The sequence below is a fragment of the Kitasatospora sp. NPDC001664 genome (assembly GCF_053596675.1).
Genome location: NZ_JBSFGS010000035.1, coordinates 60,647 through 77,045, shown reverse-complemented (window position 1 = coordinate 77,045; position 16,399 = coordinate 60,647). Strand labels below are relative to the sequence as shown.

14 protein-coding genes and 1 pseudogene are annotated in these 16,399 nt (G+C 73.7%); 7 read left to right on the top strand and 8 right to left on the bottom strand.

Going from position 1 to position 16,399, the window contains the following annotated elements; all coding sequences use genetic code 11:
* Positions 1-301: pseudogene (locus ACWCYY_RS34730) on the bottom strand (hypothetical protein); the annotation flags it as partial.
* Positions 302-977: 676 nt separating this feature from the next.
* Positions 978-1,682, bottom strand: a complete 705-nt coding sequence (locus tag ACWCYY_RS34725) for a DUF4230 domain-containing protein (RefSeq protein ID WP_380150239.1) — start codon at positions 1,680-1,682, stop codon at positions 978-980.
* 443 nt (positions 1,683-2,125) lie between these two features.
* On the opposite strand from ACWCYY_RS34725, the gene ACWCYY_RS34720 reads away from it, so the two are divergent.
* On the top strand, positions 2,126-3,970 hold the full coding sequence (locus ACWCYY_RS34720; protein WP_449798288.1) for a glycosyl hydrolase family 18 protein: 1,845 nt from the start codon (positions 2,126-2,128) through the stop codon (positions 3,968-3,970).
* Between the two features lie 112 nt (positions 3,971-4,082).
* On the opposite strand, the gene ACWCYY_RS34715 is transcribed toward ACWCYY_RS34720, so the two are convergent.
* Positions 4,083-4,499, bottom strand: coding sequence for a hypothetical protein (locus tag ACWCYY_RS34715; protein ID WP_380150241.1), 417 nt, complete (start codon positions 4,497-4,499; stop codon positions 4,083-4,085).
* 301 nt (positions 4,500-4,800) lie between these two features.
* Here ACWCYY_RS34715 and ACWCYY_RS34710 point away from each other — a divergent pair, with 301 nt between their 5' ends.
* A complete protein-coding gene (locus ACWCYY_RS34710; protein WP_449798287.1) occupies positions 4,801-6,069 on the top strand; it encodes an MFS transporter in 1,269 nt (422 codons plus the stop codon).
* A gap of 19 nt (positions 6,070-6,088) precedes the next feature.
* Here ACWCYY_RS34710 and ACWCYY_RS34705 read toward each other — a convergent pair whose 3' ends face one another.
* Positions 6,089-7,270: a PP2C family protein-serine/threonine phosphatase gene (locus tag ACWCYY_RS34705; protein ID WP_345287940.1), complete on the bottom strand. Its 1,182-nt coding sequence runs from the start codon at positions 7,268-7,270 to the stop codon at positions 6,089-6,091.
* 240 nt (positions 7,271-7,510) lie between these two features.
* On the opposite strand from ACWCYY_RS34705, the gene ACWCYY_RS34700 reads away from it, so the two are divergent.
* Positions 7,511-7,885 carry a YciI family protein gene (locus ACWCYY_RS34700; protein WP_345287939.1) on the top strand — a complete coding sequence of 125 codons (375 nt, stop codon included), beginning with the start codon at positions 7,511-7,513 and terminating at the stop codon, positions 7,883-7,885.
* Between the two features lie 159 nt (positions 7,886-8,044).
* Positions 8,045-9,250, top strand: a complete 1,206-nt coding sequence (locus ACWCYY_RS34695; protein WP_449798291.1) for an RNA polymerase sigma factor — start codon at positions 8,045-8,047, stop codon at positions 9,248-9,250.
* Between the two features lie 7 nt (positions 9,251-9,257).
* Here the strand turns inward: ACWCYY_RS34695 and ACWCYY_RS34690 are convergent, their stop codons facing one another.
* A complete protein-coding gene (locus ACWCYY_RS34690; protein ID WP_345287937.1) occupies positions 9,258-9,785 on the bottom strand; it encodes a hypothetical protein in 528 nt (175 codons plus the stop codon).
* A gap of 156 nt (positions 9,786-9,941) precedes the next feature.
* Between ACWCYY_RS34690 and ACWCYY_RS34685 the strand changes: the two genes are divergently transcribed.
* A complete protein-coding gene (locus ACWCYY_RS34685; protein WP_345287935.1) occupies positions 9,942-10,289 on the top strand; it encodes a CU044_2847 family protein in 348 nt (115 codons plus the stop codon).
* A 10-nt stretch (positions 10,290-10,299) separates the two neighbouring features.
* Positions 10,300-14,625, top strand: coding sequence for an nSTAND1 domain-containing NTPase (locus tag ACWCYY_RS34680; RefSeq protein ID WP_449798286.1), 4,326 nt, complete (start codon positions 10,300-10,302; stop codon positions 14,623-14,625).
* Positions 14,626-14,764: 139 nt separating this feature from the next.
* Here the strand turns inward: ACWCYY_RS34680 and ACWCYY_RS34675 are convergent, their stop codons facing one another.
* Together ACWCYY_RS34675 and ACWCYY_RS34670 are read right to left on the bottom strand one after the other, a co-directional pair.
* Complete coding sequence (locus ACWCYY_RS34675) at positions 14,765-15,034, bottom strand: DUF4190 domain-containing protein (protein ID WP_449798285.1); 270 nt, start codon at positions 15,032-15,034, stop codon at positions 14,765-14,767.
* A 13-nt stretch (positions 15,035-15,047) separates the two neighbouring features.
* Entirely contained in the window at positions 15,048-15,203 is a 156-nt protein-coding gene (locus ACWCYY_RS34670; RefSeq protein WP_345287930.1) for a hypothetical protein, read from the bottom strand.
* Between the two features lie 138 nt (positions 15,204-15,341).
* Here ACWCYY_RS34670 and ACWCYY_RS34665 point away from each other — a divergent pair, with 138 nt between their 5' ends.
* A complete protein-coding gene (locus ACWCYY_RS34665; protein ID WP_449798284.1) occupies positions 15,342-15,980 on the top strand; it encodes a TetR family transcriptional regulator in 639 nt (212 codons plus the stop codon).
* 33 nt (positions 15,981-16,013) lie between these two features.
* On the opposite strand, the gene ACWCYY_RS34660 is transcribed toward ACWCYY_RS34665, so the two are convergent.
* Complete coding sequence (locus ACWCYY_RS34660) at positions 16,014-16,385, bottom strand: MerR family transcriptional regulator (RefSeq protein ID WP_345287926.1); 372 nt, start codon at positions 16,383-16,385, stop codon at positions 16,014-16,016.
* Positions 16,386-16,399 lie beyond the last annotated feature (14 nt).

The following is a 16,399-nucleotide window of genomic DNA, read 5'->3' as shown; positions in this document are numbered from 1 at the left end:
CGCCGACCGGGAGGGTGAGCTGGCCGCCGGTGCCGCCCGGCGGGAGCTGTACGGGGTCGGGGAGCACCGGCGAGGTGACGGTGGTGCCGGGGCAGTCGGTGCCGGTGTTGATCTGCACCGTGCCGCCCGGGTGGGTGACGGGCGGATCGACGGTCATCGGCGCGGGTGACGCGAGCGCTGGGTGACCGCCGCCGAGGGCGGGATGACCGCCGCCGAGGCCGGGGTCCTCCGGATCGCCGGGGGCCGCCGGATCCGCGGGGTCACCAGGATCGGCGGGGTCGTCCACGTTCTCGGGCGCCACGGCCCCCTTGGCCGGGGTGTCTGTGGCCGGGGTGTCCTTCGCCGGGGCGGCGGGGACCGCCTTCGGCGGCTGGGGCTTCGGGGTCTCCCCGCACCGGACCGGGTGGACCGCGCACCAACCGGGCGGCATTCCGTCCCGTGGCGCGGCGAATGCCGGAGCACCCGTTCCCAGGAATGCTGCCGTTACTGCGGCACCCGCTAGTCCCATAGCGAGCTTCGCCATCAAACCGGCTCCTTTCACAGCCGAAGCCGAGCTGACCGGAGGTCACACTCGGCTCCTGCGCGAACAATTACGCAATGGTTGTGAAATCGGCCCGCACGCTAAACCCGGCTCCACCGGCTGCCCGATGATCAACACCCGGCTGGAGGGGCCCCTCAACCCCTTCGGCTCAGCTCGTCCGGGAGCCCTGCGCGCGGTGCGCCCCACGTGCCCCCGCGTGCGCCCCGTTCACCCTCAACCGCCCGGCCGGGCCACCGCGATGCCGAGGTCGAGCGCCCTGGTCCGCAGCCGGTCCGCCAGGGTGCCGTCCGGCAGCCGAACCAGTCCGTGCCACAGGCCCACCAGGTCGCGCCGCCCTGATCTGCTCGGCTGTCCTCTCCGCCGCCGTCCGCCCCGCCTGCCCGGACCCACTCCACCCCCGGCCACCCCTCGGTGGCCGGGCTGGCCTACCGGGCCGTCAGACCACGGTGACCGTCACGTTGGTGAAGCCCGTGGAACGCAGCAGGCCTCCCAGCATCTCCCGGGTGCTGTCCTCCGCCTGCCGGGTCAGCTCGGTCTCCTTGGCCGCCTGCTCGATCTTCTGCACGGCGAGCTGCTCGACCTGGTGCTGGTTGCCGGGGTTGCCGCTGAAGAAGTCGCCGATCCGGTCGAAGAACCCGCGCTGCTGGAGGTAGACGTAGGAGCGCTTCACGTCCACGGCGGGCGGGGCGAGTTGGGCGTGCGGGACCTTCACCGTCACGCTCCGGCGGTCCTCGGAGACGGCGACCGAGTCCGCGCCGAGCCCGCCGAGGTCGACGTAGGCGTCCACCGAGCCGGCCGCGACGTAGAGCGTGCGGTTGCCGAGGATCTGGGAGGGCAGGAAGGCGGCCTCGTGGTCGAGGTCCACGATCACCTGGAAGTTGCCCTGGGCTCCGGTGAAGCGCTTCATCTGCTGGATCGACTGCAGCAGCACCGGCTGGCTGCGGTCGACCGTCTTGCGCTCGAAGGGGTTCGGCAGGCTGGGGAAGATCCCGCCCTGCACCCCGGCGAGGAACAGCGCGACGATCACGGCCAGGGTGACGGGCAGGCTCAGGTACCAGGGCAGCCCGCGGCGGCGCCCCTCGCGGGGCGAAGGTTCCTCATCGGTACGGGACTTGGCGCGTATGCGGCCGGACGGAGTCATGGTCTGCGGGTACCCGGGGTCCGTGGGTTCAAGCAGACCGATCGTCAACAACCTTTGCCGAACGGCCACTTGTCGCCACGCATCGATCCGCTGAAGTGGTCCAGACCTGCCACTGGAAGGAAGCTTTCCTTACACTTCGCCCCCACCCGAAATTCCCCGCGAAATGATCAATCACCTTACGGCGAAACCCACTTGACCTGCACCGATCCAGCGACTCAGGCAAGCGGAATTCGAGGTTCTGGTGGGCAGATCCGGCATTCCACCCCTGCCCGCGCGCCGCTTTTCCGGACGCCCATTGACTGAATGGTCCAGACCTTTCTAACCTCCCGGTGACGACTGTGGTGAGCGGTTGCCCCCGACCGGCTGGCTCACAGACGGCACAGGTGCGTCCCCTTCCGGCAGCCTCCCCTACGGGCTGCCACGGACTGACGGAGGAGCACTCCTTGAGCACAGCACTCCCCCACACCGGAAGATCCCGCCTCCGGCGGGCCGCCGCGATCCTCGCGGCGCTCGCCCTGCCGGTCACCGGCATCGTCGCCCAGGCCGCCCCGGCCCAGGCGGCCGGCTCGGCGACCGCGACGTACACCAAGACCTCGGACTGGGGCACCGGCTTCGAGGGCAAGTGGACGATCAGCAACACCGGTTCCACCACGCTCAGCAGCTGGACGGTCGAGTGGGACTACCCGGCCGGCACCGCCCTCAGCTCGTCCTGGGACGCGGACGTGACCAGCGCGGGCACCCACTGGACGGGCAGGAACAAGGGGTGGAACGGCACCCTCGCCCCGGGCGCCAGCGTCAGCTTCGGCTTCATCGGCACCGGCTCCGGCGCTCCCAGCGGCTGCAAGCTCAACGGCGGCAGCTGCGACGGCAGCACCACGCCCACCGACAACCCGCCCGGCGCCCCCGGCACCCCCACCGCGGGCAACGTCGCCGACACCGGCCTCACCCTCAGCTGGGCCCCGGCCACCGACGACAACGGCGTCAAGAACTACGACGTCTACCGGGGCGGCGCCAAGGTCGCCGCCGTCACCGGCACCAGCTACACCGACTCCGGCCTCACCAAGAACACCACCTACACCTACACCGTCGTCGCCCGCGACACCGCCGACCAGACCGGCCCCGCCTCCGGCGCCGTCTCGGTGACCACCACGGGTGGCGTGGTCGACCCGGGCGGCCCGGTCAAGCTCGGCTACTTCACCGACTGGGGCACCTACGGGCGCAACTACCAGGTGAAGAACCTGGTCACCTCCGGCACCGCCGCGAAGATCACCCACATCAACTACGCCTTCGGCAACGTCACCAACGGCCAGTGCACCATCGGGGACGCCTACGCCGACTACGACCGCGCCTACACCGCCGACCAGAGCGTCGACGGCGTCGCCGACACCTGGGACACCGGCGCCCTGCGCGGCAGCTTCAACCAGCTGCGCAAGCTGAAGATGCAGTACCCGAACCTCAAGGTGCTCTGGTCCTTCGGCGGTTGGACCTGGTCCGGCGGCTTCGGCCAGGCCGCGGCCAACCCGACGGCCTTCGCCAACTCCTGCTACAGCCTGGTCGAGGACCCCCGGTGGGCCGACGTCTTCGACGGCATCGACATCGACTGGGAGTACCCCAACGCCTGCGGCCTGTCCTGCGACACCAGCGGCTCCGCCGCCTACCGCACCCTCATGCAGGCCCTGCGCGCCCGCTTCGGCTCCTCGAACCTGGTCACCGCCGCCATCTCCGCCGACGGCGGCAACGGGGGCAAGCTCGACCAGGCCGACTACGCCGGCGCGGCCCAGTACGTCGACTTCTACAACGTCATGACGTACGACTTCTTCGGCGCGTGGGACGCCAAGGGCCCGACCGCCCCGCACTCCCCGCTCACCTCGTACGCCGGCATCCCGATCGCCGGCTTCAACTCCGAGGCGGCGATCACCAAGCTGAAGGGCAAGGGCATCCCCGGCTCCAAGCTCAACCTCGGCATCGGCTTCTACGGCCGCGGCTGGACCGGCGTCACCCAGTCCGCCCCGGGCGGCACCGCCACCGGCCCCGCCACCGGCACCTACGAGCAGGGCATCGAGGACTACAAGGTCCTCAAGAACACCTGCCCCGCCACCGGCACGGTCGCCGGCACCGCCTACGCCCACTGCGGCACCAACTGGTGGAGCTACGACACCCCCGCCACCATCAACTCCAAGATGGCCTGGGTGAAGCAGCAGGGCCTGCGCGGCGCCTTCTACTGGGAGTTCAGCGGCGACACCGCCACCGGCGAACTCGCCAACGCCGTCCACACCGGTCTCCAGTGACGGCCGCCGACGCCGGCTGACACCGGGTCACACCGGCCGACACCGGCGGACGACCGCCCGGGCCCCAGCGGGGTCCGGGCGGTTCCGGTCGGCGACCCACCGGCTCAGCGGCTCACCACGTCACGTAGCTGGACTGGTAGTACACCGTCCGGTTGTCCACCACGACCCCGGCGTAGTTGCGGTAGTTGTGGCCCGGCACCTTGGTGGCGTGGATCGCCGGGTGGCGGCCGGTGTAGCAGGCCTGGTACTTGTCGCTCAGCGCCACGTACTTCTGGTCGGTCTCGTCGTACAGGCCGTACGACACCCGGCAGGAACTGCCCAGGCTGCCGCGCTGGTTGACGTAGACGTCGCCCGAGACGGTCACCCCGTTGTCGGAGCTGCACACCCCCACGTTCCAGCCGTAGGAGTTGGTGGGCGGGGTGTAGCACCCGCCACCGGCGGCCTCGGCGGGCGCGGCCAGCACCAGGGAGGTCCCGAGCACGGCCACGGCCGCGACGAGGGCCCCCAGCGGGCGTCTTCCTGCGGACATCGACATTCTTCTTCCCCCGGTCGGCTGTGGGCGGAGCTGGTGGCGCGCACTCTACTGACGGGACCGCCGCCGGGGCAGGGGCGCCGCGCGAAGTGGCAGGACGGGCTCCGCCTCCGGCGAAGGGCTTGCCCGCCGCCCCGAAGATCGCTACTGTCCCGCTCCATGTACGTCTCCGATCCGCACTGACAGATCCGGCACCCGCCGCCCGCTTCCCCGTGCCACGGGGCCCGGCGGCCCGTCGATCCGTCATGCCCGCGCGCAGCCCGACGTGCTGCGCCGTCCCGTCTGGAGACGTCTTCCCATGTCCGGCCCCTCTCGGGGCGACGCGACCTTCCGCGCCGTCCTCGCACTGCCCCATGCCCGCCGACTGTTCACCGCCGCGATGCTGGCCCGGGCCTGTTACGGCCTGCTGCCGCTGCCGCTGCTGCTCGCCCTCCAACAGGCCACCCACTCCTACACCTCGGCCGGTGCCACCGCCGCGGTGTCCGGCCTGGCCACCGCGCTGCTCGGCCCGTACCGGGCCCGTCTGGTGGAGCGTCACCCACGCACCCTGACGGCGTTCGCGCTCTGCTACGCGGCCCTGCTCACCGCGGTCGGCGTCAGCTGCGCGGTCGGCGGCCCGGTACCGCTCACCCTGGGCCTGGCCGTCCTGGCCGGCACCTGTCCGCCGCCGGTCGGACCGCTGATGCGCACGCTCTGGGGCCGGTTGGCCCGCGGCGAGGCGCAGCAGCAGGCCGCACTCAGCCTGGACACGGCCGCCGAGTCCACCGTCTTCGCCCTCGGACCGGTCCTCGGCGCCCTGCTGGCCGCCGCCGTCACGCCGCCCGTCGTGCTGCTGCTGGGCGCCGTCCTGGTGCTGGCCGGTTTCGGCCTGCTGGCCCGGGCCCTGCGCGGCACGCCGCTGCGGTCCTCCGGTCCGTCGACCGGCGGCTCCACCACCCCGCTCCGCCGCCCGGGCTTCCTGCCGCTGCTGCTGGTCGTGCTGGCCACCGCCTCGGGCCTGTCCCTCTTCGAACTGGGTGTCCTGGCCGCCTGGGGCACGGTCGCCACCGGCGTCCTCGGCACCCTCTTCTCGGTCGGCGGCGTGCTCGGCGGCCTGGTCTACGGACGCCGCCGCTGGCCCGGCCCGCTGACGCACCGTCCGGTCCTGCTCGCCGCCGGGGCGTCGGCCGCCTACGCCCTGCCCGTCCTGCTCCACACCACCCCCATCGCCGGCCTGGCCCTCCTCCTCGCCGGAGCCTGCACCGACGTCCTGCTGATCACCTCCTACCAGCTCGTCGACCGCCTCGTCCCCGACGGCTCCCGCACCGAGGCCGGCGCCTGGATCAACACCGCCTTCAACCTCGGTGCCGCCGCCGGCTCCGCCCTCGGCGGCACCCTGCTCGACCGCACGGGCCCGACCACGGTCTTCGCCACCACCGCCGCCGTGATCGCCCTCTGCGCCCTGCTCTGCGCCCGCGCCCTCACCCGGCGGGCGGTGCCGGCCGAGGCGACGCCGACCGAGCCCCGGCCGACCGAGCCCGGGCCGACCGGCACCGACGAGGAGGCCCGCCGGAGCGCCGAGGTCTGAGCGCACACCCACCGGCGGTTCACCCGGAAGGTGCCGGAAGGACGCCGGAGTCCCCGTCCCGGGCCAGCGCGAGCATCAGCGCGTCGTCGGTGAAGCGGCCGCGGCCGACGTGGCGGAGGAGGTCGGTCGCGAGGGCCGCGACCGTGGTGGTGGGATCGGGCGGGCCGGGGTGGTCGGGCAGCAGGAGCGGGAGGCGGTCGAGCAGGGGGTAGGGGTGGCCGTCCTCGTCGCGGTTGTCGGTGACGCCGTCGGTGGTGAGGACCAGGAGGTCACCGGGGCCGAAGGGGAGCTGCCAGGGCGGCGCGGGGTCCCCGGGCGTCAGGGTGCCGAGGCCGAGCGGAAGGCCCGGGTCGGGCGGTTCCACGGCGCGGAGGGTGCCGTCGGGGTGGACCAGGACCGGGGCCTCGTGGCCGCGGTGGAGCAGCCGGAGCCGGTCGGGGCCGAACTCGACGAACAGGGCGGTGACGAAACGGTCCGGGTCGCCGTCCAGTTCGACGGCGGACTCGACCAGCCGGCCGACCCGGTCCAACTCGGGCTCGGTGCGGGCGACCTGACGGAACGCCCCGAGCGCCACCGCCGCCGTCCGTACCGCCCCGAGGCCCTTGCCCTGGACGTCGCCGATCAGCACCCGCACCCCGTACGGCGTCTCGACCGCCGAGTAGAGGTCGCCGCCGACGTCGGCGTTGTCGTCCAGGGCGAAGTAGCGCACGGCCGTCCGTACTCCGCCGAGGCGCTCCGGGGCGGGCAGCAGGATGGCCTGCTGGGCGGCGACCGCGACCCGGGTGACCGAGCGCAGGTGCCTCTCGCGGCGCTGCCGGATGCGGGCCACGTTGGTGCTCAGCGCGATCGCGACCAGGAAGACCACGGTGTTGATCTGGAAGAACCGGTCCGTCGGATCGGGGAGCGTGTCGTAGGTGCCGAGCAGGTAGCGCAGCGGGAGGGCCACCAGCCCGATCACCACCACCTCGCGCGGGCGGCCGCGGACGGCGGCCAGCGCGGGGCCGAGCACCAGGAAGGGGTAGAAGATGGTGCCGGGTCCGGTGGCCAGGTCGACCACGGTGACCAGGGCCATCACCCCGAGCGGCAGACCGGTGCGCCAGAGCCTGGCCCGCCGGGAGTTCTCGTCCTCCAGGAGCTCCTCGGCCCCGGTGGCGGGCGTGCGGAGCCACCGTCGGGCCATCCGGGCGCGCCGGGTCGTCACCTGCTGTCCGGTGCCGTCACCTCCCCACCATCTCCCGCCGCCCGCCCGGCCATGCCTGACGGACCGTGCGGTGCCCCCCTTCGGCGCACGCCCCGCGCCCGACCGGCCCCGCCCGGGGGCGGTCTCGGCACCCCTCCGAAAAAATCTTCCCCGGACGTGTCGATCCACCGCGCCCCCGTTCGACGCAGGGGTGAGAGGCGGGGAACGGCCCCGCCGCACCGAGGACCCGAGGAGCACACCATGCCCCGCTACATGACGCTGATCCGCATCGACGAGGAGAAGGCCGCGGGCTTCGAGCCCGACCCCGGTTTCGAGCAGCGGATGGGCGCCCTCTTCGAGGAGATCGCCAAGGCCGGGGCGATGCTGGACACCAACGGCCTCAAGCCGACCTCGGAGGGCACCCGGCTCGCCTGGTCGGGCGGGCGGCTGAGCCTGACCGACGGGCCGTTCACCGAGACCCGGGAGGTGGTCGGCGGCTACATCGTCTTCCAGTGCCGGGACAAGGCGGAGGCGGTGGAGTGGACCCGCCGCTTCCTCTCCCTCCACCCGGAGAGCTGGGAGGTCGGCGCCGAGGTCCGCGAGATCGACGAGATGCCGACCCCGCCCGGGGCCTGACCCCTCGTCACGCGGCGCGCCCCACCACCGGCCCGGGGCGCGCCGCTTTGCCCCACCCCCGCACGGCTGCTCTGATGGGTGCCCGTGACGGACGTGACGGAGCGGAGCGGGGCAGCCGGGCGGCAGGACGTGGCGGCGGCGGTCGCGACCGCCTTCAGGATGGAGTCGGCACGGATCATCGCCACCGTCGCCCGGGTGGTGCGGGACGTCGGCATCGCCGAGGAACTGGCCCAGGACGCCGTGGTGGCCGCGCTGGAGCAGTGGCCCGAGGCCGGCGTGCCGGACCGTCCGGGTGCCTGGCTGACCGCCGTCGCCCGCAACCGGGCGGTCGACCTGGTCCGGCGCCGCGAGGTGTACGCCCGCAAGTTGGCCGAGGTCGGCCGCAGTCTGGAGGACGTACCGCCGCCGCCCGACCCCGCCGAGCAGGACGACATCGACGACGACCTGCTGCGGCTGGTCTTCACCGCCTGCCACCCGGTACTCTCAGCCGACGCCCGCGCCGCTCTGACGCTGCGTCTGGTCGGCGGCCTGACCACGGCGGAGATCGCCCGGGCGTTCCTGGTGCCCGAACCGACGATCGCCCAGCGGATCGTCCGGGCCAAGCGGGCCATCGCCGCGGCCGGGGTGCCGTTCGAGGTGCCGGCCGGCGCGGACCGGGCCGGACGGCTGGCCTCGGTGCTGGAGGTCATCTACCTGGTCTTCAACGAGGGCTACGCCGCCACCGCCGGGGAGGAGCTGCTCCGTCCGGCGCTCTGCGAGGAGGCGATGCGGCTGGCCCGGGTGCTGGCCGCGCTGATGCCGCAGGAGCCGGAGGTGCACGGCCTGGCCGCCCTGACGGAACTCCAGGCCGCCCGCCTCCCCGCCCGCACCGGGCCGGGCGGCGAGCCGGTGCTGCTGGCCGACCAGAACCGCGGCCGCTTCGACCGCCTGCTGATCCGGCGCGGCACCGAGGCCCTGGCCCGCGCGGGCGTCACCCGCCCCGACGCCGGCCCGTACACCCTGCAGGCCGCCATCGCCGCCTGCCACGTGCTGGCCCCGCGCTGGGCCGACACCGACTGGGCCACCATCACCGGCCTCTACACCCGTCTGGAAGCCCTCAACCCCTCCCCCGTGGTCCGCCTCAACCGCGCCGTCGCCCTCTCCTACGCCCGCGGCCCCGCCGAGGCCCTCGCCCTGGTCGACGCCCTCGCGGCGGAGCCCGCCCTGCGCAGCTACCACCTGCTCCCCAGCGTCCGCGGCGACCTCCTCGCCCGCCTGGACCGCCCGGCCGAGGCCCGCGCCGAGTTCGAACGCGCCGCCGCCCTGGCCGGCAACGACCGCGAACGCGAGCTCCTCCTCGCCCGCGCGGCCGGGCTGGGTGGCTGACCGGCCGTCAGGCCCCGGCCGGCGCGGTGGCCTTGCCGCGCAGGGTCCACGCGACGGCGCCGAGCAGGGCGGCACCCGGGGCGATGCCCGCCACCGTGGCGACCGCGGCCTGCGGGGCGCCCGCCCAGGCGAGCGCGATCCCGGCGGCACCGCAGACGGACAGAACCGCCGCGAGGGCGTTGACGGCGGGCATCCGCCAGACGGCGGCGAGCCCGAAGAAGTGCAGGCCGACGACGAGGGCGATCCAGCCGACGGCGGCCTGCGGGTGGTGCAGGACGCGGGAGATGACGAAGAGTCCGGCCGCGCCCGCCGCCACCTCGACGGCCACCACGAGGCGGTAGCCCCGGCCGAAGGTCGCGGACGGGGCGGAGGGCGCGGAGCGGCGGCGCAGGAGGGTGAAGAGCCGCAGGAAGGCGAGGACCGCGAGGACGCGGATCGGTATGCCGACGCCTGCGGGGAGGGGCCCGGTGTTGGCCAGAACGAAGACGAGGCCGAAGACGGCGCCGATGAGCGGGCCGAGCTGGTTCTTTCGCACGGCGCAGGCTCTCACCAAAGTGGATCATGATGCAACGCACTTCCCGGTCCGCGCGGGCGCGCAGGTGGATGCGGTGATTCACCGTCCGTCAGCTTCCATGCCTGGATAGGGTGTTGACGCCGTGGCCGGGTGGCCGCGGCCGGGGAGGGGTGTGGAATGGCACAGCTGGCCAGAATCGCTCTGGACGGGGGCGGCTCGATCCTGGTGGAGGCGGCGGACAGCGCGGTCGGCCCGGTCAAGGCCTCTCGGATCGGCGACTCCATCCGGGAACTGCCCACCACTCTCTCCGCCGCCCTGGGCCCGGTCACCGGCATGGCCCGCACCGTGCTGACGCACCTGCGCGAGGCGGGCCCCAGTGAGGTGGAGGTCGAGTTCGGCGTGGACCTCTCCACCGAGGCGGGCGTGGTGATCTCCAAGACCGCCGCCAACTGCCACCTGACGGTCCGGATGACCTGGAGCAAGGACGAAGGCCCCGCCACTGCGGGCGGCGCCACGGCTCCCTGAGGCGGTGAACGTGCCCGCCTCGGATCCGGACGACCCCGGACCTTCCCTGGCCCTGGCGGTCGCCCAAGTCATCGGCCGGGCCGGGGAAGTGGCGGGCTCCGGTTTCCTGGTGGCCGAGGACCTGCTGCTGACCTGTGCCCACGTCCTGGAGGACGGCGGCCACGGGCCGGGCGACCTGGTCCCCCTCGTCTTCCCCCGGGCACCCGGCGGGCCGGAGGGCACGGGGCTGGTGCTGCCCGGCTCCTGGCGCGCACCCGACGAGCAGGACATCGCCGTCCTGCGGCTCACCGACCCGGTGCCCGGTACCGTACCGCTCGCGCTCGGGTCAGCGGTCGGGGTGCGCGAGCACCGGCTGCACGCGCTGGGCTTCCCCCAACAGGCGCCCCCGGCCGGGCACTTCGGCTACGCCGTCGCGGGCCACGTGCTCCCGGCCGGCGACCGGAGCGGCGCCCTGCTCCAGCTGACCGACGCCAACGACCTGACCACCGGCTTCAGCGGCGGCCCGCTGCTGGACGAACTGACCGGCCTGGTGGTCGGCATGGTCTCCGCCATCGCCCCGCCCGACGAACACGGTCGCGGCACGGAGATCGCCTACGCCACCCCGACCTCCGAACTACGCGATGCCTGGCCCGAGTTGACCGAGCAAGCGTTCTCGCCCTACCGGGCCCTGGAGTCGTTCACCGCCGAGCACGCCCGCTGGTTCCGGGGGCGCGAGGAGGCGGTCGAGCGGGTGCTCGCCGGCCTGGCCGGGCGACGGCGGGCCACGCTGCTGCTGGGGCCCTCCGGCGCGGGCAAGTCCTCGCTGGTGGGGGCGGGCGTACTCCCCGCCCTGGCGGCGGGACGGCTGCCGGGGAGCAGCCGCTGGCTCCCCGTGGTGGTCCGGCCGGGCCTGGACCTGGACGCGGCCATGGCGGCGGCGGGCCTGACGGACGTCGGCGCGCAGGGTTGGGACGCCGCCGTCGCCCGGCTGCTGGACATGGACGCGGAGCACGACCGCGTCCTGCTCGTCGTCGACCAGTTCGAGGAGCTCCTCAGCGGGCCCGAGGGCGCACCCGACCCTGCGGCCCTGGACCTGCTGACCGCCGCGGTCGGGTCCACCGCCCCGCTGGGTCTGCTCCTGGTGATGCGCGACGACTTCTACTCGCGGCTCTCCTCGACCGCCCCGGAGCTGCTGGACCTCCTCCTCCCGTCCCTGCTCAACGTCCCGGCCGCCCTGACCCGCGCCGAGCTCACGGCCATCGTCACCGGCCCCGCCGCCGACCTGCGGACCCCCTTCGAACCGGGCCTGGCCGACCGGATCGTCGCCGACGTCCTGACCGCCTCCCCCGGCCCCGGCCCGGACCGGGCCCCGGCGACGGTCCTCCCCCTGCTGGAGGTCACCCTGAGCCTGCTGTGGGAGAGCCGCGCGCAGCACGACGGGCGGCTCACCCACGCCGCCTACCAGGCCCTGGGCGGCATCACCGGCGCACTGGCCGACTGGTGCGAGAGCGCCCTCGCCGAACTCGACACCCCCGGGCGGGAGGTGGCCCGACGGCTGCTCACCGCTTTGGTCCGCCCGGCCGACCCGGCCCTCGACCTGCCCGCCTCACGGCAGCAGCTCCCGCTCGGCCAACTCCGGGACCTGGCAGCCGGATCCGAGGACTCCGGCACGGTGGACCGGGTCCTGACCGTCCTCACCGCCCGACGGATCGTCACCACCCACCGCGGCACCGCACCCCCGGGGACCGCCGACCTGGACAGCGACGAGCCGGTGGCCGAACTCATCCACGACGCCCTCATCCGGGACTGGGCCCAACTCCGCGACTGGATCGACCAGGACGCCCGCTTCCACGACTGGCTCCACCGCCTCCGGTCCCTGCACCGACGTTGGCTGGCGCACCCACAGCCACAGGACCTGCCGACCGGATCGCTGCTCGCCCAGGGCCTGGAGACGATCCGGCGACGCCGACTGCCCACCGAGCTGGAGGAATTCCTGCTGAGCGGGCTCCGACGGCAGCGGCGCGCGCTGCGCCGCACCCGGGCCCTGGCCGCCGGCCTGGCCGTCCTGCTGGTGCTCGCACTGACGGCCTCCGGCATGGCCTGGAAACAGCAGCGCGCAGCCGTCCAGGCCCAGCACACCGCCCTGTCCCGTCAACTCGCCAACATGTCCGGCACCTTGAGCACCACCGATCCCGACCTCGCCGTCCTGCTGGCCGTCGCCGCCCACCGGACCGACCCTACCCGCGAGGCCGCCGAGGCCCTCAACGCCGCTGCCGCCCAGCCGCTGCACCAGCGCATCGACCTGCCTCTCGGAACCGTGAGCGCCCTCGCCTACAGCCCGGACGGGAGCACCCTCGCGACCGGAATCGGCATCGGCCCCGAACGCAGCTCGACCGTCGGACACCTCCAGCTCTGGGACACCAGATCGGGCGCCCCCGGGGCCCGGCTCCCCACCGACGAGGTGGACGACCTGGCGTTCAGCCCGGACGGACGCCTGCTGGCCAGCGCCGACCGAGCCGGAGCGGCCCGGCTGTGGGATGCGGCCAGCGGGACGTCGCTGGCGGTATTGACGGTCCCCGGCGACCACGTCCGGTCGCTCGCCTTCAGTCCCGACGGATCGCTCCTGGCCGCCGGCACGTTCCTCGGCACCGTCCAGCTGTTCGAGGTGGCCGCCGCTTCGCTCCGGGCGGGGCTGGCGGTTCAGAAGCGCAGCGTGGACGGGCTGGCGTTCAGCCCGGACGGGACGACCCTGGCGGTCTCGGGTGACGGGTTGACGGTCCACCTGTGGGACGTGCCCTCCCGGACGTTCCGCCGCGATCTCCAGAGCGACGGGTCCGCAGCACTGGCCTTCAGCCCGGACGGTCGGACCCTGGCCACCAGCATCCACGACGACTCGGTCGCCCTGTGGGACACGGCCTCCTGGAGCGTGCGCGCCGAGCTCGCCGGCTCGCGGCCCGGCCGGCTGGACAGCCTGGCCTTCAGCCCCGACGGACGGACGCTGGCGGGTGGCGACAGCGACGGCAAGGTCTGGCTGTGGGCCTCCGACTCCGGCAGCCCACGGACTGTTCTGACCGGTCACCGCAGTTCCGTCGCCTCGCTCGCGTTCAGCCCGGACGGGGAGACGCTGGCCAGCGGCGGCGAGGACCGGACGGTGCGACTGTGGAGCACCGGCGCGAACTCCACCCACGGCGTCGTCACCACGCTCGACACGCCCGTCGACTCGGTCATCTACGGCGCCGGTGGGCAGACCCTCGCGATCATCGGCAACGCCCGGCAGTCCTGGTTCCCCTGGGGCGGCGCACCCGGCGGCCGGATCCTACGGCTGTGGGACGCCACGGACGGCAGCATCCTGGCCCGCCCGGAGCGACTGACCTCGGCGGTGGTCGGCTCCGATGGACGGACCGTGGCCACCAGCGGCGAAGGACGGACCGACCTGTGGGCCGTCACTGACCTCGACCCACGCGCCGCCTTCGTCGACGATCCGAACACCTACGTCGTCGCGGTCGGTCCGGACGGCCGTACTGCGGCGATGTTCAGCACCGAGACGTTCTTCCTCCGGGACCTCACCTCCGGTTCCGCCCTCCCCCTCACCAACCCCGACGGAGTGTCACCTTCACGGACCGCGTTCAGCCCTGACGGACGATTCCTCGCGAGCACCGTCGGCGGATCAGTACGGCTCTGGGACGTGTCCACCGGACAGAGCCTGCCGCCGGTGATCGGCAGCGATGTCCTCGCCTTCGCCTTCAGCCCGGACGGCCGGACCCTCGCCACCGGCACCGGAGCCGGACCGGTCCAACTGTGGGACGCGTACACGGGGCGACTCCGCGCGACGCTCGCCCAGCGCGCCGCCAACGTCATGGCCCTGGCGTTCAGCCCGGACGGCACCCTCCTGGCCGCCGGCGGGACGGGCCCCACGGTCGGGCTGTGGAACGTGGCGGACGGTACCCGGCGCGTCGGCTTCACCGGGCACACCGGCGGTGTCTTCGTGCTCGCGTTCAGCCCGGACGGAGAGACCCTGGCCACCGGCGGGACCGACCGCACCGTTCGCCTCTGGGACACCTCCGCCGGTACCGCACGTGCCACCCTCACCGGCCTCGTCGGCCAGGTAACCGCGCTCGGCTTTCGGCCGGACGGCCAAGTCCTGGCCACCGGCACCACCGACGGGGCGGTGCGCTTGTGGAGCACCCTGTACGCCGCCCCGGAAGCGGCGGCCCGTCACATCTGCTCGGCCGTCAACCGCGAGCTCTCGGACTACGAGTGGTCGACCTACCTGCCCGGCGAGACGCCCCGGCCGCTCTGCCCCGAGGCCACCGCCGCGCGCGAGGCCGGGACGGCCCCGTGGACCGTGCCGTCCTGACGCCCCTGCGGCGTACACCATCGGGTTGAGGTGGGCCCGGCGGCGTCAACTCCCGGGTGGACGACGGAGCCTGGGAACTCGGGCAACATCATCCCCCCGGGCCGTCCGCCCAACCCCCTCGGGTGGTCGGCCCGGTCGGTCAGCCGCCGAGGTGCCAGATGGTGCCGTGGCCGGCGTGCAGGGTGAGGGCGAGGACGGCCAGGTCGGCGAGGCCGAGGGTGAGGCCGAGGAGGGCGCGGGCCGGGCGGGTGGTGCCGCGGGCCAGCGCCACGGCGGCCAGCACCAGGGCGACGGGGCCGAGGACGAGGTTGAAGAACAGCAAACCGAGCAGGCCCAGGACGAAGGAGGCGACGGCCATGCCGTCGGCTTCTCCGCGGGTGCGGGTGCCGGTGCGGACGTGAGTGGTCATCAGGTGCTCCTGGTCAGTGGCGGCGGGTGCGGGCGAGGCGTTCGCGGGCGGCGAAGAGCAGCAGCCAGACGGTGATGGCGGAGCCGGCGGCGAGGAAGACCGGGCCGGAGGTGTGGACGGCGGCGCCGCCGAGCAGCGCGAGGGCGAGGAGCATGGCGAGCAGGGACACGGGACGGGCCTCTCGGTCGGCTGTGGGTCCGGGCAGGAGGGCTGACGTGCAGTCAGCGAACAGTTGGGTTCACAAGTGTTCGCCAACATCTCCACTCTACGCTTCCCAAAGTCGGCAAACAGTTGTTTACTGAATGACGTGAGTCACACCCTCGGCCCCCGCCAGGCCCAGAAGCAGCAGTCCCGCCGCGCCCTCCTCGACGCCGGCCTGCACCTGCTGGAGGCCCAGAACCTCAGCAGCCTCGGCGTCCGCGAGGTCACCCGCGAGGCGGGGATGTCCCCAGCCGGGTTTTACCGGCACTTCCGCGACATCCCGGACCTGGGCGTGACCCTGGTCGAGGAGTCACTGGCGAGCCTGCACACGATGGTGCTCGCCGTCCTCGCGGGGCCCGACGACGCGGACGAACTGATCGACCGAGCGGTGCGGGTGGTGGCCGACCACGTCCGCGAACACCGGGCCCACGTACGGTTCCTGGCCCGCGAGCGGCACGGCGGGGTCCGCCCCGTCCGCGAGGCCATCGCCGACGAACTGGCCCGCTTCGCCGACGAGGTGGCCGCCGCGCTGGGGGCGCAGCCCGCCTCCGAGGGCTGGGACGCGGACGACCTGCGGATGCTGGCCGAGCTCTACGTGGAGCACCTGGTGACCACCGCCGCCGCCCTCCTCGACGCCCCCGAGGACCGCCCCGACGTGGAGGAGCGGATCGGCCTGCTCGCCCGCCGCCAGCTGCAGCTGATCAGCGTCGGCCGCCGCCACTGGCCGGCCGGCGAGAGGCGGTAGGAGAGCGGTAGGGCAGGCGCGGCGGACGGACCCTCAGGTCCGCGCGCGCGTCAGGCGAACGGTCTCCAGGTACTCGGAGACGGCGTCCCTGTTGCGGGTCAGGCAGTCGATCCGCCGGCTCATCTTGTCGCGCTCCAGCTCCAGCGCGGCGAGCATCTCCGGGGTGGCGTCGGTGAAGTGGATGACCCTGGGCTGGTCCAGGCAGGGCAGGATCTGCTTGATGATCCTGGTCGGGAGCCCGGCGTCCAGCAGACCGCGGACCTGGAGCACCCGGTCCACCGAGCGCGGGTCGTACTCCCGGTAGCCGTTGGCGGAGCGGGTGGAGAGGATCAGGCCCTGCTCCTCGTAGTAGCGCAACAGGCGCCGGGAGGTGTCGGTGCGCTCCGAGAGTTCGCCGATCCGCATGTGACCCACCTCAC

Bases quoted from the DNA above. Each gene is read 5' to 3' on its own strand.
- ACWCYY_RS34725 (WP_380150239.1), bottom strand. From the start codon at position 1,682: ATGACTCCGTCCGGCCGCATACGCGCCAAGTCCCGTACCGATGAGGAA.
- ACWCYY_RS34660 (WP_345287926.1), bottom strand. From the start codon at position 16,385: ATGCGGATCGGCGAACTCTCGGAGCGCACCGACACCTCCCGGCGCCTG.
- ACWCYY_RS34675 (WP_449798285.1), bottom strand. From the start codon at position 15,034: ATGACCACTCACGTCCGCACCGGCACCCGCACCCGCGGAGAAGCCGAC.
- ACWCYY_RS34715 (WP_380150241.1), bottom strand. From the start codon at position 4,499: ATGTCCGCAGGAAGACGCCCGCTGGGGGCCCTCGTCGCGGCCGTGGCC.
- ACWCYY_RS34685 (WP_345287935.1), top strand. From the start codon at position 9,942: ATGGCACAGCTGGCCAGAATCGCTCTGGACGGGGGCGGCTCGATCCTG.
- ACWCYY_RS34695 (WP_449798291.1), top strand. From the start codon at position 8,045: ATGGAGTCGGCACGGATCATCGCCACCGTCGCCCGGGTGGTGCGGGAC.
- ACWCYY_RS34700 (WP_345287939.1), top strand. From the start codon at position 7,511: ATGCCCCGCTACATGACGCTGATCCGCATCGACGAGGAGAAGGCCGCG.
- ACWCYY_RS34710 (WP_449798287.1), top strand. From the start codon at position 4,801: ATGTCCGGCCCCTCTCGGGGCGACGCGACCTTCCGCGCCGTCCTCGCA.